The sequence below is a fragment of the Rahnella sp. 2050 genome, assembly GCF_040544515.1.
Taxonomy (GTDB): domain Bacteria; phylum Pseudomonadota; class Gammaproteobacteria; order Enterobacterales; family Enterobacteriaceae; genus Rahnella; species Rahnella aceris.
Map to the genome: position 1 here is coordinate 1,233,822 of NZ_JBEPKE010000002.1, position 23,037 is coordinate 1,256,858.

Sequence of the window (23,037 nt, forward strand, 5' to 3'; positions counted from 1 at the left end):
TTATTTCACCATTTTCCGGCATAACCATTGTTGCAAACTGACGGGCAGCAAGGAGAGCACCTTGAGTAAACGGGCAAAAAGCGGAGGGAAGGCGATTTCACTCGCACCGCGCGCCAGTTTTTTACGAATGTGCTTCGACGCCTGGGCGACGCTCACCATCATCGGCATCGGGAAGTCATTGCGCGATGTCAGTGGTGTTTCGACAAAACCCGGCTGAATCAGCGAAATGTGAATCTGACGTTTCGCCAGATCAACCGCCAGAGAGCGGGCAAAAAAGGCCAGCGCGGCTTTGGATGCCCCATAGGCTTCACTGCGTGAAAACGGCAGCAGCCAGGCGACGGAACCCACCAGCGCTATCCGGCTGCCGGGCGCTAAGCCGGGGAGCAGGGCGTCGAGGCAATTGACCGGACCGGAAAAATTGGTGTTCATCACCCGCATGACTTTCTCGGCATCGACGACGCCGTTGTCGAGATATTCGCAGGTGCCCGCGCAAAGAATCACTAAATCGGCCTGCCTGCCCTGCAATGCTTCACGGGTAGCCTGTAAATCGGTGATATCAAAACACAGCGGGATGATCAGCGGGCTGGTGGCGGCGACGGCCGTCAGCTTTGCGCCATCTCGCCCGCAGGCAATGACCTCCCAGCCTCCGCTGGCATAATCCAGTGCCAGTTGTTTGCCAATGCCAGAACTGGCACCGGTAATCAGTACGCGCCCCATTATTTCAACCTGGCTTTGACGGCGCGCACGACACCGCCGAGCACCGGAATGTGCTCGTACAACATGGCACCGAGATCGTAATAATCGCGCTGATAGATAATAAGGTTTTCATTCAGGCGCAGATGGCTTGTGCCATCAAGAAACATTGCCTGACCTTTTTTCAACGCCGGGTGTGAGAATTCCATCCGCCAGAACAGCGACACTTCGTCACCCTGAATAAGTGGAGGCTGGATCTCAAAGCGGCAGTAATTCGTTTTCTCAAGCAGCTGCGCAAAATAGTGTTCCAGCGCATCCACGCCGTCGTAATGTGAAACCGGATCGATAAACACCACATTCGGATGATAAATAAGGGAAAGCTGCGGCAGGCGGCTGGTATCAAGGTGACGGTAAAATTCGCACAGCCGTGCCAGAACATCGGCCGGGGTTGCGTGTTCAGAAGCATGTTTAAGCATCATTTTTCCCCTCCCGACGAGCAGGCTCAATACGAAGACTGGCGCGATGATCATCGTCATCGGGGGAGGCGCTGAGCTCATCTTCCTTAGCGTCTGTTTCTTCTGCGCCGAGCAGGATAGCTGAGCTGCCCAGCAGGATGATCGACAAACCCTGCGCCATCCAGTGCTGCAGCCGCTGGCGCTGAACCTGCGTCAGCTTGCCTTCGGACCACAACAGAATTTGCGAGCCGCTCAGGTTTTCCAGATACGGCTCGCTGAGAGGAACCGGCAATATTTCGACCTGCAAACCTTCTTCGCACCGCACAATGGCCTCAAGCCACAACTCGGTGCTGTCTGTATTCCCCCAGCCGATCAACGTGGCAGCCGGTCCGGGACGCTTACGGGCGGCGTTCATGCACATCACCGCGTGTTCAATGATCAGACCGTCAAGCTGGCTGCGCAGCATCAGCAGTCGTGAATCGCCGGAACTCAGGCGCTCACGCAGGGGGCGAAGCACGTTATTCACAAATGTTACCGCCGGGTATTCACGACCGAACTCCAGCATCAACTGACGAACTTTTTGCGGGCGGCCATCCTGTAAGGCGGTCAGCAGCTGATGTTCTGACTGCGACCAGCCAACGGGTAGCACGTCCACTTTACCTTCCAGCAAAGATTTCACCTGACCAACCGGAATACCGCGATTGATCCAGCCCAGAATGGTGCGGATGGTGTCGAGATCATCATCATTAAACAGACGATGGCCACCCTCTGTGCGCTGTGGCTTCAGCAGGCCATAACGCCGCTGCCAGGCACGCAACGTGACCGGGTTGATACCACAAATTCGGGCGACTTCACCGATGCTGTACAGAGACATATTTCCATCCAAATATTCATACCACTTATAAGCTAACTCTAGCGCCACATCGTAAAGTTGTACAACTTTATTATTTTTGTACAACTTGGAAAATCCTTTTGGTTACACTTTTTTAACTTGCGACATTCTCATATAAGAGATATTTTCCCTGTATTGAGATTTTACAGCAGGATAAGAAAATGGGAGAAGGGCAGGACAATCACGATCTCCGTCTGGCGGAACGGCTGGCAGAATTACGCGTCAGCCAGGGCTGGTCACTTGAACAACTGGCGCAGATGACCGGCATCAGCCGCGCGACACTTTCACGCGTGGAGCGGGCAGAGACCAGCCCGACGGCCTCGTTGCTGGGCAAACTGAGTGCGGCTTACGGGCTGACCACTTCCCGTTTGCTGATGGCGCTGGAAGATAACCCCCCGGAGCTTATCCGCGCATCGCAACAACCGGTGTGGCATGACCGGGAAACCGGCTTCGAGCGTCGTTCCGTTTCCGCACCGGCACCGGGTTTTCGTGCTGAGTTGATTTCAGGTGTGCTGAAAGCTGGCGCCAGCATTACTTACGACGCACCGCCGGTAGAGGGACTCGAACAGCATATCTGGATGCTTGAAGGCGTACTGGAATTTGCGCTCGATGGCCGCAGCTACCGGCTGGAACCGGGCGACTGCCTGCGTTTTCATCTTCACGGCAGGACTTCTTTCTATGTGCCCGGCCCCGCAGATGCCCGCTACGCCATCGTCATTTCACGTCCTTAAATGTCTGACTGAGTAAGGTTTAACATGATGCAAAACAGCAATGAAGTGGTGATCAGTGAAGTGCAGGGCGGCGTATTGTCGCAAATCGATCTGGATGCGCTGGCCGAAACCCTGATGCAGTCCGTGGCGTTGGGTGCCAGCATCGGTTTTATTTTGCCTTTCGGTTTTGTGCAGGCGCAGGCGTTCTGGCAAAAGCTGTTACCGGCTTTTGAGCGTGGCGAAAAACGCCTGCTGGTGGCGCGCATGGCAGGCAAAATCATCGGCACGGTGCAACTGGTGGTCGATCAGCCCGCCAACGGTGCGCACCGCGGTGACGTGGTTAAACTGATGGTTCACCCCGATGGCCGCCGCAAGGGTATCGCGCGTAAACTGATGACGGCGGTTGAAGCGCTGGCGCGGGAAGAGGGCAAAACCTTGCTGGTGCTGGATACCGTCACCGGCAGTCCGGCACAGACATTGTATGAAAATCAGGGTTTCACCCTGAGCGGGACGATTCCGCATTATGCGATGTCGACGGGGGGAATGCTGGAGTCGACGAGTGTGATGTATAAGGTGCTGGTGTGATCTGATTTTGACCGAATCAGGGGCGGTTTTAACTTCAACTTCAACTTCAACTTCAACTTCAAATTCAAGGTCGTGGGCGTCGGCCCACACCGACTTGGGGGACGGCTTATCGCCGCCGCCCCCCAAGACCCCCCGGGCTCTTTCACTGCGCGCTGTCGCAGGTATGACGGACATGTTCTGGGGCATTAGTGAGTGGCGCAAATCCAGGTGCTTCGCACTGCCTTCTCTCGGTCTTCGAGCCTATGGTCTCGAAGCCGCTCCGTTCAGCTGGATTTTGAGCACGCCATTCCATTTATCTAAAAGATGAAATCATTCTGCCTTTGAATTTAAGATCGTGCGGGCGATTCAGAAATCTTGCTGAACGGAGCGGCCTGGAGACCCGAGGCTCCAGGACCGAGAGAAGGTACCGCGCAGCGGCAAGATTTCCAGCCTGTCGCTGTGGTTTCTGAAACATAGCCAGCGAGCGAAGCGCGCAGTTAAAAAAACGCAGGATTCCAAAGGGTTTCGTTTAAAACCCTTTGGGCCAGTGTGGGCGGCGAGCCCACGGTGTTGACCTTAAAGAGGCCGAAATATAGCAGCGGCCTCCGCTATCTCTTCTGGATATACGTCAGCGCTAACGCCACTGCCAGCACTAACCCTTTGATGATATCCATCGCATAATACGGCACCGACAACATCACCAGCCCGTTCGACAGCACGCCTAAAATCACCGCGCCAAGCAGTGTGCCGAGCGCATTAGGCTTACCGGAACCTGCCAGCGAGAAACCGATATAAGCGGCGGCAACGGCGTCCATCAGATAGCCGCCACCGGCATTCACCTGCGAAGAACCGATGCGTGAAGCCAGCAAAATCCCGCCTGCACCGGCCAGAACAGATGACATCACATAAGCAATCACGCGGTAGCGCGCGGTGCGGATCCCCGCCAGACGTGCGGCCAGCGGATTTCCGCCGATGGCGTACATGCGGCGGCCATGCTTGGTCAGCGACATAAACAGTTGCACCGCAATGGTCACGACGGCCATCACGATCACAATCACCGGCACCTGACCGAGCAGGCTGAACACCGCAGGGACCGTGCCTTCGGCCATGTCGCCGCTCGGCAATAACATGTTTTCAGTGATGGAACCGCCGTAGCTGTAAGTCATCGCTGCGCCCTGAATCACAAACAGACTGGCGAGCGTTGCCAGCATGTCAGGAATTTTCAGGATGACGATCAGAAAGGCGTTGAACAGGCCGACCAGCGTACACAACGCCAGCGTGATAAGTATCGCTTCGGTCGTGCCAAAACCGTGCCAGACGAACATCGAAATCACCAGCGCATTGGCAAGCGATGCCGTGGAGCCGACCGATAAATCGAAGCCGCCGACCGCCAGGGAAATCGACACGCCGATGGCAATCACCGTCACGATGGCAATCGAACGCAAGATATTGATGATGTTCGACGGTTCGAGGAAGTTATCTGACGCCAGACCAAAAGCGGCGATCAGCAACACCACGGTCAGCAACATGCCCCATTTATATAAAAATTCGAACAGCTGATGACGCCACGGCTGGCGGGCATCGGGCACGTTTTCTTTACTCACCACGGCTTTGTTCACGCGGGTATTCCTCCGGTTGAATAGACTAATAAGGTTTCTTCGTCGACGTCTGCGGCGTTCAGTTCGGCGACGATACGGCCGTCCCATAACACCAGAATGCGGTCGCATAAACCGACCAGTTCGGCGAACTCACCGGAAGCATAAATAATGCCTTTTCCCTGTTGCGCCAGGCCGTCGATCAGCCTGAACACGTCCGTTTTGGCCTTGATGTCCACGCCTTTGGTCGGTTCGTCGAAGATCAACACCTGACTCTCACTGCGCAGCCATTTCCCGATGGCGACCTTTTGCTGGTTGCCGCCGGAAAGCCGGGCCAGCTTCTGCATCGGCCCGGAAGCGCGAATGCCTAAGCGGCTGATAATGTCTTTTGCCCATGACAGCGACTGGCGCGCGTTGAAAATACTCCAGCGCGAAAAGGTGTCATCAGCGGTCACACTCAGGTTCATCGGGATATTTTCGTCAATGAAAATCCCTTCCTTGCGCCGTTCTTCCGGTACTAACGCCAGCCCCTGTTCGACAGAAAGGTGCGGCTCCTTCGGCTTCCACGGTTTGCCATTCAGCTCACCGCTTTCTACCTGACTCGGCGTTGCGCCAAACAACGCTTTGCACAGTTCCGTTTTTCCGGCACCCGCCAGCCCGGCAATGCCGAGAATTTCGCCACGATGCAGTCGCAGCGAGATATCGCGCAGTTTGTCTTTATCGTGCATCCCGTGAATGCTTAGCAGCGTTTCACCGCTGTGCGGCGGACGGCGCGGCGGATAAATATCGTCGAGCTGATGGCCGATCATTTTCTCGATAATGTGCTCGTTGCTCAGGCCGTCCATGCTGTCATCGCTGACCAGACGCCCGTCACGCAGCACCGTCATACGGTCGCAGATATCGCGCAGTTCATGAATGCGGTGCGAGATAAATACGATCGCCATTCCGGCGGCTTTCAGCTTGCGGACCAGCGCGAACAGGCGTGCACTTTCCGCCTGATCCAGCGGGGCGGTCGGTTCATCAAGGATCAGAAAACGGCATTTATGCGATAACGCCCGCGCCAGCAAAATCAGTTGTTTCTCGGCCAGCGTGCAGCTTTCGATCCGCGCCCGCAGGCTGATGTTCAGGCCGAGCTGCTCAGTCAGCAGTTGCGCCTGGCGGTAAAGCTGCGGCCAGTTATGCAGATGGCCCGGTTCGGAAAGGCGGTCGAGCATGATGTTTTCGGCAACGTTCAGCGTCGGCACCAGCGCGACGTCCACTTCCTGCTGCACCAGATGAATACCGTGCTCGCGGGCATGATGCGGCAGGCGGATATTTACCGCTTCGCCGTCGATAGTGATCTGCCCGGTGTAATGGTCATGCGTGCCGGAAAGCACCGCCATCAGCGTCGATTTCCCCGCGCCGTTTGCGCCGACTAATGCATGGACGGATCCGCCTTCCAGCGTGAAATCCACCTGGCGCAGGGCAGGAAAACCGGCAAATGAAATCGAGATATTACGCATCTCAAGGAGGGAGGAAGTCACTGGGCGTTGGGCCTTATTAAATAGACGGTTGGGGATTTAGACGTTTAGCCGTCTAAGACTCGCAGTAGCAGAGTTTTAACATATCAGGGAATTTAAGCAACAAAATAAAAGTGATAACTAAGAGCGAAAAGATCTAAAGTCTTCAGCGGAAACTCGATCGACTCCCTCCCCTGCGAAGGGGAGGGTTGGGGTGGGGTATTAAAGACAAATCAGCGGGTTAAGTTACCGGACAGGCATTTGCGTTAATACTTAAAACCCCCTCCCGGCCTCCCCCTTCGCAGGGGGAGGAGCTAAAAGCAGATCATTCCTCGCTGAATCCAAGCGCCACGCCAAGCCCGTCCGCTGCCCGGACAGACACACGGTTAACGTCATCCCTGAAAGGTATTTCCCCGACCCGCAAACTATTCCGTACTGCCTCCAGCGACCGCGTGGCGAATTCCAGTCCGACCATGCGGGCGCTGCCGTTCTCGCCTTCCGGCACAATGCCGAATTCGGCGGCGGCTTGCTCCGGTGTGATAAACCGGACGGTGGCGCGGCCTGCGCGCAGCACGACTTCCTGCGGTTTGAACTCCAGCGCACTGACACCAAACAATTCGCCATACACCTGAGCGGCTTCCTGCGGATTTGCCGCAGAAATCACGAAACCGGTGATATCGGCAACACCGTTCGGGTGGTGTTGCCATTCGTTGCGCCACACCAGTTCCGGCGTCAGATGATGACAAAAGAAACTGCGGCCATTCGGTACGCGGCTGGCGGCCAGCGGTACGGTGCGGAATCGCGCATTCGGTGAAGTGCCGTCGTTGAGCCCGACGGGGCGGAAGAACTCCGCCGGTGCGGAACCGGCAATATCTTGCTGTTGCAGATGTTCGTACACCGCCGATGAATTCTGCGTTTTCCACACCAGACCGGTCAGGCCGAGCGGCGCCTGCCACAGGTCTTTGCGGGTGTGAGCGTTGCCCGGCTCATAGCCGAGCAGTTCAAGATAGTTTTCGCCGAAAATCGCCAGATGATTACTGGATCCCAGCGAGTGATGGCCACGCGGCGTGAGATGAAACCCCAAACGGCGGAACTGCTGCCCGGCCTGATCCAGTTGTTCGGCGACGTTGATCACCACGTGATCAAGCTGCGGGCGAAGGGGCTGCGAATGTTGTGCTTCAGTCATTAAACGGTTCTCCCAGCGTTAACATCAGACGGTTTGCCCAGGCGAAGAACGCCGCAGACTGCGCCAGATCGACAATCTCCAGCTCACTTAAACCTTGCTCGCGCAGCGCCGCAATGTGCTGCTCAGTGGCGACCGGTGGGGTAGCGGAAAGCGCGGCGGCGAAATCAATTTCAGCCTGCCAGCGCGGAGATTGTTCTTTGCTGAGAATGCCGCCCGGCGGGGTGTCGATCAGACGCTGGACATCTTCCGTCTGTTTGGAAAGCTGGCTGGCTTTGCGCGAATGCACCGAGGCGCAATAAATACAGCCGTTAATTTTGCTGGCAACCGTCGCCGCCAGTTCGCGCTCTTTGCGCGGCAACCCGCCGGAGGTATAGAAAATCCCTTTGTCGGTCAGCGTGCGCTGTTCGAGTACCGGTAAATTACGACCTAACAGGCGGAAATAGTCAGAATCGGTATGGCCGAATTTCGCCAGAATAGCCTGCTGGGCTTCATCAAATTCTTCCAGTTTTTTTGCCGGGATCCACGGCTCCCAGCCCAGTTCTTCCTGAGTAAAGGCCTGCGGTGCATCGCGGCCGCTGTGGGTATTGGGTTCGGTGCGCCAGAACGCGGCACCGACCGGCTTATTGCTGCCGTTCTCCACCGGCTTGCCACCGATCAGACGGTAGCTGCGCAGCACGCGGCTCTGGAAACTGACGAAGGCGATCAGTTGCGACAGCGTGACAATGGCATCCACCGACCAGCCGGCTTTTTTCAGTGCCTGCAAATGCGCCGGCGTCGCGCTGGCAGGTTTGAAGCTCAGACGTTCACCGTGGGTCAGTGCCGCGTCGAGGCGCGCGGTTTCGTCGATATCCGGCAAATCCTGCAAACGCTCGGAATAGTGATTAGTCAGCTGCGAATCGCCGTGCCAGCGCGCGACGTTTTGCGCCAGCCGCAGGCGCTCAGCCAGTGAGAAATCCACGCCATCCTGTTCGGTAAACAGCGCGTCATAGCTGCCCTGTGCGTGACGGGTGGTGGCGTCGCGGGTATCGCGAGCCTGTTTCAATGCGGAATCCGGGGCAATATCGGCCAGTTTTTCCAGCAGGTCGGTCGAACAGGTAGTCATAGGGCTTCCCTTGAGAATGAGGAATCGGCAGAAGAGGTGGAAACACTGCGTTGCGGCGTGCGGCGAACCCAGCCGAGCGCGGGCGCAACGTGACGGGCAATCAGTTCGATGGAACGTAAAATATACGGATGCGGCGGATCGATGGAATGCACCTGAAACGCCAGATCGGTGACGCGGGCCAGCGCGGTATCGGCCTGCAACGTTGCGGTCACCTGCGCTGGCGTGCCGAGATGCACGTCGAAGGCGCGGATGTAATCATCCAGCGTGTCGCCTTGCACCGTCTGTCCGCTGGCACGGTGATTTTCGGCCTGACGGCGTAAGCCTTTTTGCGCCAGCTCACGCGCTTCGTCGCCGTTTTCGGTCACGAATGCGGTACGCGAACCCATGATGCGCGGCGCTACGCCGTCGGGCAGCGTATCCAGATAGGCATCAATGATCGGGTTTTGCAGCTCATCGAGACGCAAATCCGGCGCGTCCACCGGACGTGGCTGGGTGCGCGAGAGCATCAGCCCGTCGCCGGATTTACCGGCACGTGCGCCGCCGTCCACCGAGAAAGTCGCCTGCCAGACGCGGTTCGCCAGTTGCGGCGCCGCCGGATATAAGCGGTTATCGGTGCCCGCCAGCGGTTCGCCACGCCAGGCGGTGAGCAGGGTTTGCAGATTATTGCCAAATGCCGTACCGCGTTCGTGACTTTCCAGCCCGAACGGCGGGAAAGATGACGGTGTGCCGCCTGAGCCTAAACCGATTTCAAGCCGTCCGCCGGAGAGTAAATCCAGCACGGCGGTGTCTTCGGCAACGCGCAATGCGTTTTCCATCGGCAGCGTGATCACGCCGGTGCCGAGACGGATAAAGCGGGTATGTGCCGCGACCAGCGCAAGAAAAACCAGTGGCGCAGGCAGGCCGCCCTCGGCTTCATGAAAATGGTGCTGCGCGACCCACGCGGAATCAAAACCTAACTGTTCGGCATGAATGATTTGCTCGGTCGCCAGCCGGTAACGTTCCTGCGCACTGGTGTTGTCCAGCAGGCGGGTGAAAAATCCAAGACGTTTACTGCTCATAATGTCCCTCTTGTTTCATGGTCTGGTTTATGCGGCGCGGTGGCGACCGGGAATAGCATCGATTAGCTGGCGGGTGTAATCGCTGGAAGGCAGGGCGAAAACGTCTTCCACCTTGCCGGAATCCACCTGCTGCCCGCGGTTTAACACCGAGACGCTGTGTGAGATTTGCCGGACGGTGGCCAGATCGTGCGAAATAAACAAATAGGTCAGGCCGAGTGAGTCCTGTAACTGCTGAAGTAACGTCAGGATTTGCGCCTGCACGGTGACGTCGAGCGCCGACGTGGCTTCATCAAGGATCAGCACTTTCGGCTCTAAAATCAGTGCGCGCGCAATCGCCACACGCTGGCGCTGACCGCCGGACAGTTCGCGAGGTTTACGGCTGAGTAATTCTTCCGGCAGCGCCACGCGGCGGGCGATATCCAGCACCCGTTCACGGCGCACGGCAGCCGGGATTTTTTCGAAATTCAGCAGCGGTTCTTCGATCACGCGAAACAGCGTTTGCGACGGATCCAGCGAGGCGAACGGGTTCTGATATACCAGTTGGATTTTCTTGCGTAACTGCCGCAAGGCTTCACCTTTTAGCCGTGTGATGTCTTCACCGTCGATCAGTACGCGTCCGCTGTCCGGTTTCTGAAAACCGAGCAGAATGCGCGCCAGCGTGGTTTTGCCAGAGCCGGATTCGCCGACCAGCGAATGGGTGGTGCCACGCGGAATGCTGAAAGAGACGTGATCCACCGCGCGGAACGCCGCCTGATGTTTGCCACCCAGCGTGAAATCATGGGTGATGTTTTCGACCACCAGCACCGGATCTTCCGCTGCGCGAAGTTGTGCACGGTGACGGCCGGAAAGGGCCGGGGCATCGGCGAAAAGCTGGCGGGTGTAATCACTTTTCGGTGCATCCAGCACCTCGCGTGTGATGCCCTGTTCCTGCACTTTGCCGTGACGGAACACCAGCAACCGGTCGGCGCGTTCGGCAGCGATCGCCAGGTCATGTGTCACCAGTAACACGGCGGTGCCGGATTCGCGGCGCAGTTCGTCGATCAAATCCAGAATGCGTTTTTGCACTGTGACGTCCAGCGCGCTGGTCGGCTCATCGGCGATGATCAGCGCCGGTTGCAGCGCAATGGCAATGGCGATTAAAACGCGCTGTTTCATGCCGCCGGAAAGCTCGTGCGGATACTGTTTCGCCCGTTGCTCAGGATGCGAAAGACCGACGTGTGACAGCAGTTCCACCACGCGGGCGTCGCGCTGCACACGCGGCAGGCGCTGATGGATATCGAGAATTTCCGCCACCTGCGAACCGATGGTTTTCACCGGATCCAGCGAACTGGTCGGATCCTGCGGAATGAGGCTGATGCGCGCACCGCGCAGGGCATCAAGACGGCGCTGCGACCACTGGCTGATGTCGGAACCGTTCAGACGGATTTCGCCCTGTTCGATATGGCCGTTCTCTGCCAGCAGGCCAATAATCGCCTGTGCGGTGGTGGTTTTCCCTGAGCCGGATTCGCCGACCAGCGCCAGCACCTCCCCGGCGTTAATGGAAAACGATACGTTATGCACCACCGGTTTGCCGTCGTAGGCAATCGATACGTTTTCCAGTTCGAGAACCGGCGGAGCGTCATGCGTAAAAGTGGCCTGTGCGTTCATCGCGTTCTCCTGCGTAATGACTGGCTGATGCGGTTGGCGGAAAGCACCACTAAAACCACCACCACGCCGGGGAAGGTGGTCAGCCACCAGGCGGTGGAAATGTAATTGCGGCCTTCGGCAATCAGTAAACCCCATTCCGGTGTCGGCGGTGGCGTGCCATAACCGAGAAAACTCAGGGTGGAAATCGCCAGAATCGCGCTGCCAAACTGCAACGCCGAGAAGGCGATCACTGAGGTCAGCGAGTTGGGCAAAATGTGTCGCCACAAAACAGAGAAGAAGGAACCGCCGCTGCCGTACGCGGCTTCGACGTAATCGCTGTGACGTACCAGCACCACTTCGGCACGTGCCAGGCGGGCGAAGTTGGCAACCGACGTGACACCGACGGCAATCGCTGCGTGCACCGTGCCGAAGCCGAGCAGAATAATCACGCTCAGTGACAACAGCAGGCCGGGAATTGACAGCAATACGTCATTGATGCGCATGACAATGGCATCCACCAGACCGCCGCTGGCACCCGCCGCCAGCCCTAGCGCGGTGCCGAACACCAGCCCGAGCGCCACCGCAACCAGTGCGCCGGAAAGGGAATGCGATGCGCCATACACAATGCGCGCGTACACATCGCGGCCGAGCTGATCCGTGCCCAGCCAGTGTCCGGCCTGCGGCGCCAGACGCTGCGCACCGGCAATCCCTTCGGTACCGCTGTAATCCGTAAATAAGCCGGGGGCAATCGCCCACAAAATGACGGTCGCCATCACCAGCCAGGCGAGAATTAACCCCGGTTGCAGGCGGGCAGGTTTCCAGCGGCGGCGCTGTGTCACCGGCAACGACAGAATGCTTTTGCCAAGCGGTAAACTGCTCATGCGGTGGCTCCTCCTGAATGTTTAGAGGCAGAGGTTTTAAGGCGCGGGTCGAGCAGCGGATACAGCAAATCGACCAGTAAATTGATGCCAACAAAGGCGGCGGCGGAAATCACCACAATCGCCTGCAATACCGCGACATCCTGATTATTCACTGCCTGCTGGGTCAGTTGCCCGAGGCCGTTAAGACCGAAGACGGTTTCGGTGATCAGCGCTCCGGCAATCAGTTCGCCAAACAGCAAACCGGCAATGGTCAGCGCCGGAAGCAGGGCGTTGCGCGCCACATGACGCCACAACACGCCGCTGCGGCTGGCACCTTTGGCGCGGGCGACGGCGACAAACGGCTGGGTTTGCACCTGATCAATACTGCGGATGAGGATCTGCGCCAGCGGCGCGGAAATCGGTACCGCCAGGGTGATAACCGGCAGAATCAGCCCGACCCATTCACCCGGATTAATCACCGGGATCCAGCGCAGATGGAACGAGAAAAACTGAATCAGCGCGATGCCCAGCCAGAAGGTCGGGATGGAAATAAACAGCGACGGCACCGCCTGCAAAGCATTTTTCAGCCAGCCGAAATGCAGCAGGCTGGAGAGAAATGCCAGCGCAAAAGCCACCACGGCGGCCAGAGCAAAACCCATCAGCGCCAGACGCAGTGTCGGCGGAAAGTTGCTGCTGAGTAATTCGGTGACCGGTACGCCAGCCTGAATCGAGTAACCCAGATCCCCGCGCAGGAAATTGCCCAGCGTATGCAGATATTGTTGCCAGACCGGCACATCCGCGCCGTAAGCGGCACGCATATCGGCGATTTGTGCCGGGCTTAATCCCATGTCCGGGTTCTGGAATTTAATCAGAATCGCGTCGCCGGGCAGCACCTGCAACAGGATGAAGGAGACGGTAAACGCCGCCCACAACACCAGCAAAGCCTGCCCGAATCGACCGCTCACGTATCGGCTCATGATTTACTCCCCGTCAGTTAATGCTTTTCCAGCCATGCGCCGTAGAAGCTCGGACGCCCGACCGCTTCAAAGCTTACGCCTTTGAAATACGGCGCACCGGCAAACACCTGCGGCTCTTCGAAAATCGGAATGACATACGCCTGATCGAGCAGGTAGTTCTGCACGTCACCGGTCAGTTCAAGCCGTTTTTTCGGATCGACTTCGGCAGAAATCGCGGTCAGCAAATCGTTAAGTTTGTCGTCGCGGAAGCTTTTCACCTTGCTGCTCAGGCCGCCTTTTTGCAGCAGCGCATCGCGGTTGGTCGGGTAGAAGGAGCTTTTGATGACGTCCGGATCGGCGCGTCCGACTTCCACCACGTTAGCCGGGGTTTTCTCCGGATCGAGGTTATCCGCCACACGGCTGCCCGCGTCGCCCGCCAGAATATTCAGCTTCGCGCCGACCTGGCTCCATTGCTGGGAAACCAGCTGCAACACCTCTTTGTTCTGCGGCTGTGGCAGCGATTCATAAATAGTCAGTGACAGCGTTTTGCCGTCTTTCTGGCGGATGCCGTCCGGGCCTGGTTTCCAGCCCGCCTCATCGAGCAGCTTTTTGGACAGCGTCGGGTCGTAGGTCAGTTTGTGGCTCAGATCGACATAACCGGCTGCGGTTTTGGCAATCACCGAAGTGGCCTGCGGATAGTTTGGCGAGAACAGCGTATCGACCACCTGTTTGCTGTTGGTGGCGTGCAGCAGCGCCTGACGCACTTTCAGATCCGACACCAGCGCGTTGTCCGGCCGGAACGATATGCTGTCGTTAACGCCTTTGGTCGGCGCGGCATAAAGCGGGAAGCTCTGGTCTTTGGCCTGTTTCTCGTCATACGCCTGAACCTGACGGATGAAATCAGCCTGACCCGCCAGCAGTGCGCCGATACGCACGCTGTCTTCACCGGTCACGATCACTTTGATGCCGTCAAGATTCGCGCGACCCTGCTGTTTAAGGTTTTTCGGCCCCCAGTTGTAATCCTTGCGGGCAGTCAGATCGACTTCACGCCCCAGCGTTTCTTTGCTGACCACAAACGGGCCGGAACCGATGATGTGCGTGGCGTCGCCCAGCGCATCAAAATTACGATCCAGCGTGCTCAGCGACACCAGACCGGAGCCAATGGTTGCCGTGCCCTGCAGGAATCCCGGCGAGGATTTTTTGAAATAGAACTTCACGGTCAGCGGATCAACCACTTCGCTGTGGTCATAATTGTTGATGACTTCGGAAACCGGCAGGTGATGCTCTTTGTTGCCCAGACCGTAAGTATCAAAGTTTTTGGCGACCGCGTTGGCATCGAGCGGCGTGCCGTCGGAGAAGGTCACGCCCGGACGCAGTTTAAAGGTGTATTCGGTTTTATCTGCGTTGAATGACCAGGATTCAGCAATCCAGGGTTCAATCTCCAGCGTCTTCGGATTCTGGTAAGTCAGTTTGTCGGTGATCTGATTGAGTATGCCGCCGTTCGGGTAGAAGCCACCTGCGGGCGGATACAGGTTGGTGTGCGCCTGCTGTTCAAGATAAATCAGCGTGCCGCCCTGAACCGGTGTGCCGTCGGCGGCGATGGCAGAAAACGTGCTGGTGAGAAGTGCCCCTAAAGCCAGTGCGCGGGTCACCGCGTTAATCCGGCGAATGTTCTTCATCGTTAAACCCTTTTTCTTATTGGTCATGGTGACAGGTGATGACTTTGGCGTGCTTAGAACCAAAGTGCTGAGCCCATAACAAACCAATTTAAGAGGGAGGTGAACGAAGGAATTTTGCAATCGTTAGCTGGAAACGGCATTAGGGAAAATGTGCGGGAGGCAGAAAGAAAAAAACCAGCGGCTAATCCGGACGGGTGGACCGGCTAACCGCTGGCGATCATCAAAAATGATGAGCTAAGGAGAAACTGAGGTCGTCAGTGATCTTTTAATGCAGCTTCTGTGCCAGCTTTTATTTCAGGCTGAATTTTTGCCTGTTTGCTGCGACTCAGGAAGGCATTGAGTAAAATGGCACCAAACGTGGCTGTGCCGATGCCGCCCATGCTGAAGCCGCCCAGGCTCAGGGTAAAGTTGCCTGCACCCAGTACCAGCGTGACTGCCACCATGATCAAATTTCCGTTAAGTCCCAGATCCACCTGGTTTTGTACCCAGATGCGGGCACCTGCCACAGCAATCAGTCCGAACACCACAATCGATGCGCCGCCGAGTACCGGCCCCGGAATGGTGTGGATCAGTGCACCAAACTTGGGCGAGAAGCCCAACACAATGGCAACAATCGCCGCAGCAACAAAAATCAGCGTGGAGTAAATCTTGGTGACCGCCATCACGCCGATGTTTTCGGCATAAGTCGTGACACCGGTGCCGCCCGCCGAGGCGGAAAGTAAGGTTGCCAGACCGTCACCGACAAACGCGCGGCCCATGTACGGGTCGAGATTTTTGCCGGTCATACCGGCCACGGCTTTAATGTGGCCCAGGTTTTCCGCCACCAGAATTACCGCCACTGGCGCAATCATCAGCATGGCGTGAGAACTGAACACCGGCGTGGTGATGGCCGGGATGCCAAACCACGGCGCCTGTGCCACAGCGCTGAAATCTACCGGTGCGCCCAGCCCGAGGCCGTTGGTAATGACCATGTAAATCAGGTACGCCGCCACCAGACCGAGCAACAATAACAGGCGCTGCACCAGGCCGCGGGTGAACACCGCCACCGAGCCGATACACAGCACGGTCATTACCGCCATCCAGCTGTCAAATGACGAGGCCGACACGCTGTTAATGGCAATCGGCGCGAGGTTCAGACCAATTGCCATCACCACCGCACCGGTGACGACCGGCGGCATCAGACGTTCAATCCAGCGCGTACCGGCTGCCATCACCACAAAACCGATCAATGTATAAATCACGCCGCAGGCAATAATGCCCCCCAGCGCCACGCCGATATTCGGGTTCGCACCATGGCCGCTGTAGCCGGTCACGGCGATCACCAGCCCGACAAACGCGGCGCTGGAACCGAGATAACTGGGTACGCGTCCGCCGACCACCAGGAAGAACAGCAGGGTGCCGATGCCCGACATCAAAATCGCCATGTTGGCATCAAAACCCATCAGCAATGGCATTAACACGGTGGCACCAAACATCGCCACCGTATGTTGCAGCCCCATGATTACTGTCGATCCGAACGGCAATCGTTCATCCGGTGCGATCACCGCGCCATCCAGATTGCCTTCTCTTTTACGCCATTGTGGAAACCAGGTATTTGCCATGCACGACCCTTACTAAGTTGAGGATTGAGTTATCAGGCTATCTGACGCATCAGCGGGTGATAGCGCCGGTCGAAATACACCAGTCCGTGGCTGTCGTCGTTGCGTCGTAACGCAACGGCTTCACAAAACAAAATGTCGTGGGTGCCGACGCTGGTGATTTGCGTGACTTTGCAGTCAAACGACACCAGCGCGTCGGTGAGGATCGGCGAGCCGGTGGCGAGGCGTTCCCACTCAGCGGCTTCAAAGCGTTGCTCCGTCGGCGTTTTTCCACCGAATAAATTGGACAGTGACTCATGGCAATCAGCCAGCGTGTTAACGCACAGCACCTGATTCTCTTTGAAGACCGGATACACCGACGCTGAGCGGTTCAGGCAGACCAGCAATGTCGGCGGCGAATCGGTGACGCTGCATACGGCGGAGGCGGTGAAACCTGCACGTCCGCCGGGGCCGTCGGTGGTGATGATGTTGACGGCTGAGCCGAGGCGCGCCATCGCATCGCGATACTCTTGTTTTTCAACGGCGGCTTGTTTCTCAACGGCAGCGTGTTTCTCAACGGCAGCGTGTTTCTCAACGGCAGCGTGTTTCTCGACGACTGGCATATCGGGAACAGGCAGTGTGGCGTTCAGGGTGGATGGCATGGTCGTGTCCTCAAATTTTTTCATTGATGCTTACAGCACGCGGCAGGCGCGGTCGAAATCAAGGCGTGGTGCACGCGGATACACTTTGCTGTGATCGCCGTAACCGATGTTGATCAGGAAATTAGATTTCCAGCCTTCCTGCGCCAGAAATGTTTCATCGACTCTGGCGTTGTCAAAACCGGACATCGGCCCGGTATCCAGCCCGAGGGAGCGGCAGGCCATGATCAGGTACGCGGCCTGCAAGCTGCTGTTGCGAAATGCCGTGTCGTGCGCCAGTTGCGGGCTGGAGGTGAACCACGAACGGGCATCGCCGGAGGGATACAGTTCCGTCAGCAGTTCGTAAAATTCCGGATCCCAGGCAATGATCGCCGTCACCGGCGCAGTCATGGTTTTTTTCAGATTGCCGCCCGAAAGCGCCGGAGCCAGTTTTTCTTTCGCCTCCGGACTCTGAATAAACACGATGCGCAGCGGGCTGCAGTTGGCTGAGGTCGGCCCCATGCGTGCCAGTTGGTAAATCGTTTTCAGTTGTTCACCGGTGACCGGTTTATCCAGCCAGCCGTTGTGTGTGCGGGCTTCGGTGAATAAGGTTGCCAGCGCGGTGGCGGTTAATGCTTCGGCCATGATGTCTCCGTGGGCAGGTGACCGGACGGCGTAGCGGACGCTTGCGATGAGTGCCGCAGCAGCCAGTCCAGTAAAATCGGGTTAAAGGTTTCCGGGTCGGTTACGCTCATGGCGTGGCCGCCGTACAGCATTTGCGTGTGTTCGCCGTTAGGCAGACGGGAAGCGAGATCGACCGAACGCGACCACGGCACCAGCAAATCGTCTTTACAACTGAAAGCCAGCGTCGGGGTGATCACTTGTCCAAGCGACGCCGTCAGGTCTGAATTCATCAGCGCCTGCAAACGGTGCAGCAGGTTTTCCATCCCCTGAAAATGCGCCACCTGATGCTGGCGCTCTTCCTGCAATAACGCGTCATGTTCAGAAAGCCAGTCACCCGGATACAGAAACAGCGGCTGCGCCTGCACGTAGGCATCGACCCCGCTGTTGAGCAGTAAATTCTGCCGCACTTCAAAGCAGCGCCGCGTCTGGCTGTCGAGCTTCGTCCAGCCGTTAATCACCACCAGACTTTGCAACAACGCCGGATAACGCAGGGCAAGATGCAGGCCGATAATGCCGCCGAGCGCATGACCGACCAGATGACAGCGGCTGATATCCAGCCCGTTGAGCATACCCGCCAGTTCATCGGCCATGTCTTCCATCCGGTAACCGGCGGGCACCGTGCCCTGACTGACGCCGGTACCGTGCTGGTCATAGACCACCACGCGGAAATGCTCCGCGAGCATGGTCAGTTGCGGCTGCCAGAAACCACCGGAACCGCCGAGGCCGGAGGAAAGCACGACGGTTTCTGCATCAGCATTTTTCTTACCCAGTACCTTGTAATACATGCTGTTACCTCAGGGAGTTCAGGACAGGTTCCATCGCACGCATCATTTGCCGATATGGGCAATCGAGGCGATTTCAATCAGCGCATCCGGTTTCACCAGCCCGCACTGAATGCAGAACCGTGCCGGTTTTTCGCCCGGGAAGTATTCGGCGTAAACCTGATTTACCGCACCGTAGTTCGCCCAGTCGGTGATGAAAATTGAGTTCATGGTGACGTCATCCATTGTGCCGCCTGCGGTTTCGATCACCTTTTTGATGATCTCCAGTACGTGGCGGGTTTGCGCAGCGGCGTCGCCGACATGCACGACATTGTTGTCTTTATCAAACGGCAACGTGCCGGAAACATACACCACGCCATCGGCGAGGGTGCCCGGAACAAAAGGTGCCAGCGGAACGCCGCTGCCAGCCGGAATAATGGCGCTTTTAGGCATGGTTAATTGTCCTTTTCAGAAAGCGGTCAGGCCGCGTTTTGTTCAGTTTTGTAACCCACGGCGTCGCAGAAATTACGTACGCTGGAGACCCAGCCAAAGAAGGTTTCGATATTATAAATCGCCGCTTTTTGCGCGAATTCCGGCCCGGCCTGATGGGTGGCGTCTTCCAGTACCACACCGAAATATTCGAGGAAGAAGCCGTCACGCAGCGTAGATTCCACGCAGACGTTAGTGGCGATGCCGGTGAACACCAGATGGTGAATACCGTAGCTGCGCAGCAGGCTGTCGAGCTGAGTATTGAAGAAGCCGCTGTAGCGTGGTTTGGGCAGGACAATGTCGCCGGGCTGCGGCTGCAGTTCATCCACCAGGTCATAATCCCAGTCACCTTTCGCCAGCAGTTTGCCCATCAGTTCCGGGCGTTTACGCATGGTTTTCAGCGCATTGGATTTATGAAAGTTAGGCGAACCGGCACCGCCAGCTTCGACGTACTGATTGTCCCAGCCGTTCTGGAAGAAAATCACTTTGATTCCGGCGGCGCGGGCAGCGGCAATCGCCACTTTGATATTGGCAATCACCGGCGCGGTGGCGGAGACATCAAACCCCGCCAGATCCAGATAACCGCCCTGTGAGGCGTAGGCGTTTTGCATATCCACCACAATCAGCGCCGTTTGCTGCGGCGTAAAGGCAATGGCTTCAGGACGTGCTGTGAGGATCGTTTCCTCGCCGGTGTTGTGGGGCTCGCGGCGGACCACAGTTTGATTCTCAACAACGTTCATCATGCGACCTCTTTCTGCTCAGTGCCGATGTGCTGGCGGGTTTTCATGAGTGGCTGGATATAACGGCCAAAGTTTTCGATGCCTTCGACAAAATCGTCAAAGGTCAGCAGTACGCCGCCTGCGCCGGGCACGGTGTCGATTTCGTCAAGCATTCTGGCAACGCTGGCGTAAGAACCGACCAGTGTGCCCATGTTGATATTGACCGCCGAAGTCGGGTCAGCCATCTGGCGGACGTTGGTATCAGCGCCGGATTTTGTGTCTTTGCTGCTCTGGTCGGTGAGCCACGCGAGCGCCTCGGCGTCAGCACCGGATTTATACAAATCCCATTTGGCGCGGGCAGCGGCGTCGGTTTCGTCGGCAATCACCATAAACAGGACATAAGAAGAAACGTCGCGCCCTTCGGCTTCGGCCGCCGTTTTCATGCGTGCGGCGGTCGGTGCAAAGGCGGTCGGTGTGTTAACACCTTTGCCGAAGCAGAAGTTGAAATCGGCATGTTTGGCGGAGAACGCCATACCCGCATCGCTTTGTCCGGCGCAGATCACTTTCATTTCGCTCTGCGGGCGCGGACTGACACGGCAGTCGTCCATTTTGAAGAATTCGCCGTCGAGTGTGCAGTGACCGGTGCCCCACAGGTCGCGCAGCACGCTGACGTATTCGGTCAGGTAATCATAGCGGCGGCTGAAATAGTCATCGCCCGGCCACATGCCCATTTGCTCGTATTCCGGTTTCTGCCAGCCGGTGACGACGTTCACGCCGAAACGTCCGTTGGAAATGGAATCAATGGTGGCGGCCATGCGCGCCACAATCGCCGGAGGCATCACCAGCGTGGCGGCGGTGGCGTAAAGCTGGATGCGGGAGGTCACGGCAGCCAGACCGGCCATCAGCGTGAACGACTCCATATTGTGTTCCCAGAATTCGGTTTTGCCACCGAAGCCGCGCAGTTTGATCATCGACAGCGCGAAATCAAAATGATAATGCTCCGCTTTCTGCACGATGGTTTTGTTCAGTTCGAAGGTCGGTTTGTACTGCGGCGCAGTTTCTGAAATTAACCAGCCGTTGTTGCCGATAGGAATGAATACACCGATTTTCATAGCTCACCTCGGTTGAAAATAAAAATTACCAAAACAAGGGATTGCGAAAATCTCTGCGCGGCTTGAGTGCGTCCTGCGGGTTCCGAATTGCACCGTGCTGAAATCTCCTGACGGGAAAGCTATTGCAAACGTGATGCCACTTTTAGAATGCGCAGTGTTATCAATGAGTTAAAAATGTGTTTCGTTTTCAGGTGGAGCAAATGGTCTGTTTCAGACCATCTGGTCAAAAATAACTGCACATCTATCAGGCAGGATTGAACAAAAATGGTGCAAATTTGTTAAACGGATAACTCTTTGTGGTTAATGTTTATTGTCTTTGGTGTTACTTTCATCATCGACAGGCTTAGCGATAGTCGCTTGTACCTCCATTTGTTATGATTTCCGTCTTGCTGTTTGTCTCAGGGAGACATTGTGAAGCCATTGGTTGAACCTCCGTTGCCTCACGCCGGAGAGAAAAAATCCCGCCAGACGGCGGCGAAAGCGCCGACGCGACGCTCGCGGGCCGTCGCCGCCAAACGCAGCAATATCATGGCGGCGGCGCTGGAGTTCTTTTCGTTGTACGGCATGCATGGCACCAGTCTGGATCAGGTTGCCGAGCGCGCCGACGTGTCCAAAACCAATCTGCTGTATTACTTCCCGTCGAAAGAAGATTTGTATATCGCGGTGCTCAAAGGGTTGCTGGATATCTGGCTGGCGCCGCTGAAAGCGTTGCAGTCGGATCAACATCCGCTGGAAGCTATCCGGGAATATATCCGCCTGAAGCTGTGCGTTTCGCGCGATCACCCGCAGGCATCAAAGCTGTTTTGTCTGGAGATGGTGCAGGGCGCGCCGCTGCTGAAACAGGAACTGGGCGGTAGCCTGAAAACGCTGGTGGAAGATAAATCGGATGTGATACGCGGCTGGATTAAAGCAGAACTGATCGCACCTGTTGACCCGATGCAACTGATATTTATGCTGTGGGCGACCACGCAGCATTACGCCGATTTCGGCGTGCAGGTCGAAGCCATCACCGGCAAAACGCTCAGTGATCCTGAGTTCTTTGAACAAACGGTGAGTAACGTGCAGCGCATTATTACCGAAGGCATTCAGCTTCGGGTCTGAGAGGGCAGAATGGATTCGGTTTCACAATTAGTTCTTGGCGCTGCGGTCGGCATTGCGGTGATGGGCAAACGGGTGCCGGTGTGGAAATCTGCACTGGCTGGCGCGGTATGCGGAACCTTGCCCGATCTGGATGTGTTTTACGATCACGGTGACGCCATCAGCAATATGACCCTGCATCGCACCGAAAGCCATGCGCTGTTTTATCTGACGCTGGTTTCGCCGCTGATTGCCTGGCTGATGGCAAAATTGCTCAGCGGCGGGCAGCATTTCAAACGCTGGTGGGGCGCGGCCTGGCTGGCACTGATCACTCATCCGTTGCTGGATCTGATGACGGTGTACGGCACGCAGCTTGGATTGCCATTCACAAACTATCCGTTTGCGGTCGGCAGCATTTTCATCGTCGATCCGCTTTATACCTTACCGCTGATCATCGGCGTCGGGCTGGCGCTGTACCGCGAGCAACAGCGTGGGATCATGTGGAATAACGTGCTGCTGGGCGTGAGTTGTTTATATCTGGCCTGTACCGCCTTCGAGCAACATCAGGTGACGCGGCATGTGGGCGAGGAATTACAACGCCAGAACATCGAAAGCACACAGATTCTGGTCACGCCGACCCCGCTCAATTCGCTGGTGTGGCGTGTGGTGGTGATGAGTAAAGACAGTTACGGCGAAGGGTTTACCTCGCTGCTGCATCCGGATTCGCCGATCCGTTTCCGCTTCTATCCGCGCGGCGAAGCGTTGTATGAAGCACACAAAGATAATGCCTTTCTGGCGCGTGTCGCCTGGTTCAGCCACGGCTTTTTCAGCGTAAAAGAGCAGGGCGGCCATATTCTGGTCAGCGATTTACGTATGGGGCAGGAACCGGATTACACCTTTGTGTTCGATCTCGGCGAGATGAAAGCCGGTGCACCGCCAGAACTGCCGGTGAAAGTGGCATCCGCCAGACCGTCGGCGGTGAAAATGTGGGATCAGTTCAGACAGGCGCTGGAAGTGGAGTAATCTGCAATAAAGCAAAAGGAGCCCGTGGGCTCCCCGGACTGAGGTGTTAGCATCAAAGTGTTGTCATAACGGTGGGAAGTGT

Annotated in this window: 23 protein-coding genes; 4 read left to right on the top strand and 19 right to left on the bottom strand. The window is 56.9% G+C overall.

Annotated elements, in window-relative coordinates:
* From ABIC79_RS13030 to ABIC79_RS13040, 3 genes are read right to left on the bottom strand one after another with little or no spacing between them, the layout of a single operon-like run.
* Entirely contained in the window at positions 1-717 is a 717-nt protein-coding gene (locus tag ABIC79_RS13030) for an SDR family NAD(P)-dependent oxidoreductase (protein WP_013576327.1), read from the bottom strand.
* Positions 717-1,172 (bottom strand): nuclear transport factor 2 family protein, encoded by a 456-nt coding sequence (locus tag ABIC79_RS13035; RefSeq protein WP_223509285.1) that lies wholly within the window; start codon positions 1,170-1,172, stop codon positions 717-719. The genes ABIC79_RS13030 and ABIC79_RS13035 overlap by 1 nt, the downstream gene beginning before the upstream one ends.
* Complete coding sequence (locus ABIC79_RS13040) at positions 1,162-2,022, bottom strand: MerR family transcriptional regulator (protein ID WP_354567334.1); 861 nt, start codon at positions 2,020-2,022, stop codon at positions 1,162-1,164. The genes ABIC79_RS13035 and ABIC79_RS13040 overlap by 11 nt, the downstream gene beginning before the upstream one ends.
* A 179-nt stretch (positions 2,023-2,201) precedes the next feature.
* Here ABIC79_RS13040 and ABIC79_RS13045 point away from each other — a divergent pair, with 179 nt between their 5' ends.
* Positions 2,202-2,771 carry a helix-turn-helix domain-containing protein gene (locus ABIC79_RS13045; protein WP_200226979.1) on the top strand — a complete coding sequence of 190 codons (570 nt, stop codon included), beginning with the start codon at positions 2,202-2,204 and terminating at the stop codon, positions 2,769-2,771.
* A gap of 27 nt (positions 2,772-2,798) precedes the next feature.
* Positions 2,799-3,335 carry a GNAT family N-acetyltransferase gene (locus tag ABIC79_RS13050; protein ID WP_112198505.1) on the top strand — a complete coding sequence of 179 codons (537 nt, stop codon included), beginning with the start codon at positions 2,799-2,801 and terminating at the stop codon, positions 3,333-3,335.
* A gap of 587 nt (positions 3,336-3,922) precedes the next feature.
* On the opposite strand, the gene ABIC79_RS13055 is transcribed toward ABIC79_RS13050, so the two are convergent.
* The 16 genes from ABIC79_RS13055 to rutA all read right to left on the bottom strand — a co-directional run bounded on the left by ABIC79_RS13055 (position 3,923) and on the right by rutA (position 20,855).
* The gene (locus ABIC79_RS13055; RefSeq protein ID WP_015690214.1) at positions 3,923-4,918 is read right to left on the bottom strand and encodes an ABC transporter permease; all 996 of its coding nucleotides are present in this window, start codon (positions 4,916-4,918) and stop codon (positions 3,923-3,925) included.
* A gap of 11 nt (positions 4,919-4,929) precedes the next feature.
* Positions 4,930-6,411: a sugar ABC transporter ATP-binding protein gene (locus ABIC79_RS13060; RefSeq protein ID WP_112198698.1), complete on the bottom strand. Its 1,482-nt coding sequence runs from the start codon at positions 6,409-6,411 to the stop codon at positions 4,930-4,932.
* A 322-nt stretch (positions 6,412-6,733) separates the two neighbouring features.
* Positions 6,734-7,594, bottom strand: coding sequence for a VOC family protein (locus ABIC79_RS13065; protein ID WP_013576320.1), 861 nt, complete (start codon positions 7,592-7,594; stop codon positions 6,734-6,736).
* The gene (locus ABIC79_RS13070) at positions 7,587-8,696 is read right to left on the bottom strand and encodes an alkylhydroperoxidase domain protein (protein WP_112198065.1); all 1,110 of its coding nucleotides are present in this window, start codon (positions 8,694-8,696) and stop codon (positions 7,587-7,589) included. The genes ABIC79_RS13065 and ABIC79_RS13070 overlap by 8 nt, the downstream gene beginning before the upstream one ends.
* Positions 8,693-9,754: a putative FMN-dependent luciferase-like monooxygenase gene (locus ABIC79_RS13075; protein ID WP_354567337.1), complete on the bottom strand. Its 1,062-nt coding sequence runs from the start codon at positions 9,752-9,754 to the stop codon at positions 8,693-8,695. The genes ABIC79_RS13070 and ABIC79_RS13075 overlap by 4 nt, the downstream gene beginning before the upstream one ends.
* Before the next feature lie 27 nt (positions 9,755-9,781).
* A complete protein-coding gene (locus ABIC79_RS13080; RefSeq protein WP_112198067.1) occupies positions 9,782-11,401 on the bottom strand; it encodes a dipeptide ABC transporter ATP-binding protein in 1,620 nt (539 codons plus the stop codon).
* A complete protein-coding gene (locus ABIC79_RS13085) occupies positions 11,398-12,261 on the bottom strand; it encodes an ABC transporter permease (protein ID WP_126125041.1) in 864 nt (287 codons plus the stop codon). Before ABIC79_RS13085 ends, ABIC79_RS13080 begins: the two co-directional genes overlap by 4 nt.
* Entirely contained in the window at positions 12,258-13,217 is a 960-nt protein-coding gene (locus ABIC79_RS13090; RefSeq protein ID WP_013576315.1) for an ABC transporter permease, read from the bottom strand. Before ABIC79_RS13090 ends, ABIC79_RS13085 begins: the two co-directional genes overlap by 4 nt.
* A 17-nt stretch (positions 13,218-13,234) precedes the next feature.
* Positions 13,235-14,875 (bottom strand): TIGR04028 family ABC transporter substrate-binding protein, encoded by a 1,641-nt coding sequence (locus tag ABIC79_RS13095; protein ID WP_015690211.1) that lies wholly within the window; start codon positions 14,873-14,875, stop codon positions 13,235-13,237.
* Between the two features lie 254 nt (positions 14,876-15,129).
* On the bottom strand, positions 15,130-16,476 hold the full coding sequence (gene rutG, locus ABIC79_RS13100) for a pyrimidine utilization transport protein G (RefSeq protein ID WP_015690210.1): 1,347 nt from the start codon (positions 16,474-16,476) through the stop codon (positions 15,130-15,132).
* 32 nt (positions 16,477-16,508) lie between these two features.
* Positions 16,509-17,114, bottom strand: coding sequence for an NADH-dependent FMN reductase RutF (gene rutF / locus ABIC79_RS13105; RefSeq protein ID WP_119261825.1), 606 nt, complete (start codon positions 17,112-17,114; stop codon positions 16,509-16,511).
* Between the two features lie 30 nt (positions 17,115-17,144).
* Positions 17,145-17,735, bottom strand: coding sequence for a malonic semialdehyde reductase (locus ABIC79_RS13110; protein WP_112151628.1), 591 nt, complete (start codon positions 17,733-17,735; stop codon positions 17,145-17,147).
* Positions 17,720-18,559 carry a pyrimidine utilization protein D gene (gene rutD, locus ABIC79_RS13115; RefSeq protein ID WP_013576310.1) on the bottom strand — a complete coding sequence of 280 codons (840 nt, stop codon included), beginning with the start codon at positions 18,557-18,559 and terminating at the stop codon, positions 17,720-17,722. The genes ABIC79_RS13110 and rutD overlap by 16 nt, the downstream gene beginning before the upstream one ends.
* Before the next feature lie 42 nt (positions 18,560-18,601).
* Positions 18,602-18,988, bottom strand: a complete 387-nt coding sequence (gene rutC / locus ABIC79_RS13120) for a pyrimidine utilization protein C (protein WP_013576309.1) — start codon at positions 18,986-18,988, stop codon at positions 18,602-18,604.
* 26 nt (positions 18,989-19,014) lie between these two features.
* The gene (rutB, locus tag ABIC79_RS13125; RefSeq protein ID WP_015690206.1) at positions 19,015-19,767 is read right to left on the bottom strand and encodes a pyrimidine utilization protein B; all 753 of its coding nucleotides are present in this window, start codon (positions 19,765-19,767) and stop codon (positions 19,015-19,017) included.
* Positions 19,764-20,855 (bottom strand): pyrimidine utilization protein A, encoded by a 1,092-nt coding sequence (rutA, locus tag ABIC79_RS13130; protein WP_015690205.1) that lies wholly within the window; start codon positions 20,853-20,855, stop codon positions 19,764-19,766. Before rutA ends, rutB begins: the two co-directional genes overlap by 4 nt.
* A 411-nt stretch (positions 20,856-21,266) precedes the next feature.
* Between rutA and rutR the strand changes: the two genes are divergently transcribed.
* Together rutR and ABIC79_RS13140 are read left to right on the top strand one after the other, a co-directional pair.
* Positions 21,267-21,956: an HTH-type transcriptional regulator RutR gene (rutR, locus tag ABIC79_RS13135; protein WP_013576306.1), complete on the top strand. Its 690-nt coding sequence runs from the start codon at positions 21,267-21,269 to the stop codon at positions 21,954-21,956.
* Positions 21,957-21,965: 9 nt separating this feature from the next.
* Entirely contained in the window at positions 21,966-22,955 is a 990-nt protein-coding gene (locus ABIC79_RS13140) for a metal-dependent hydrolase (RefSeq protein WP_354567344.1), read from the top strand.
* Positions 22,956-23,037: the final 82 nt, after the last annotated feature.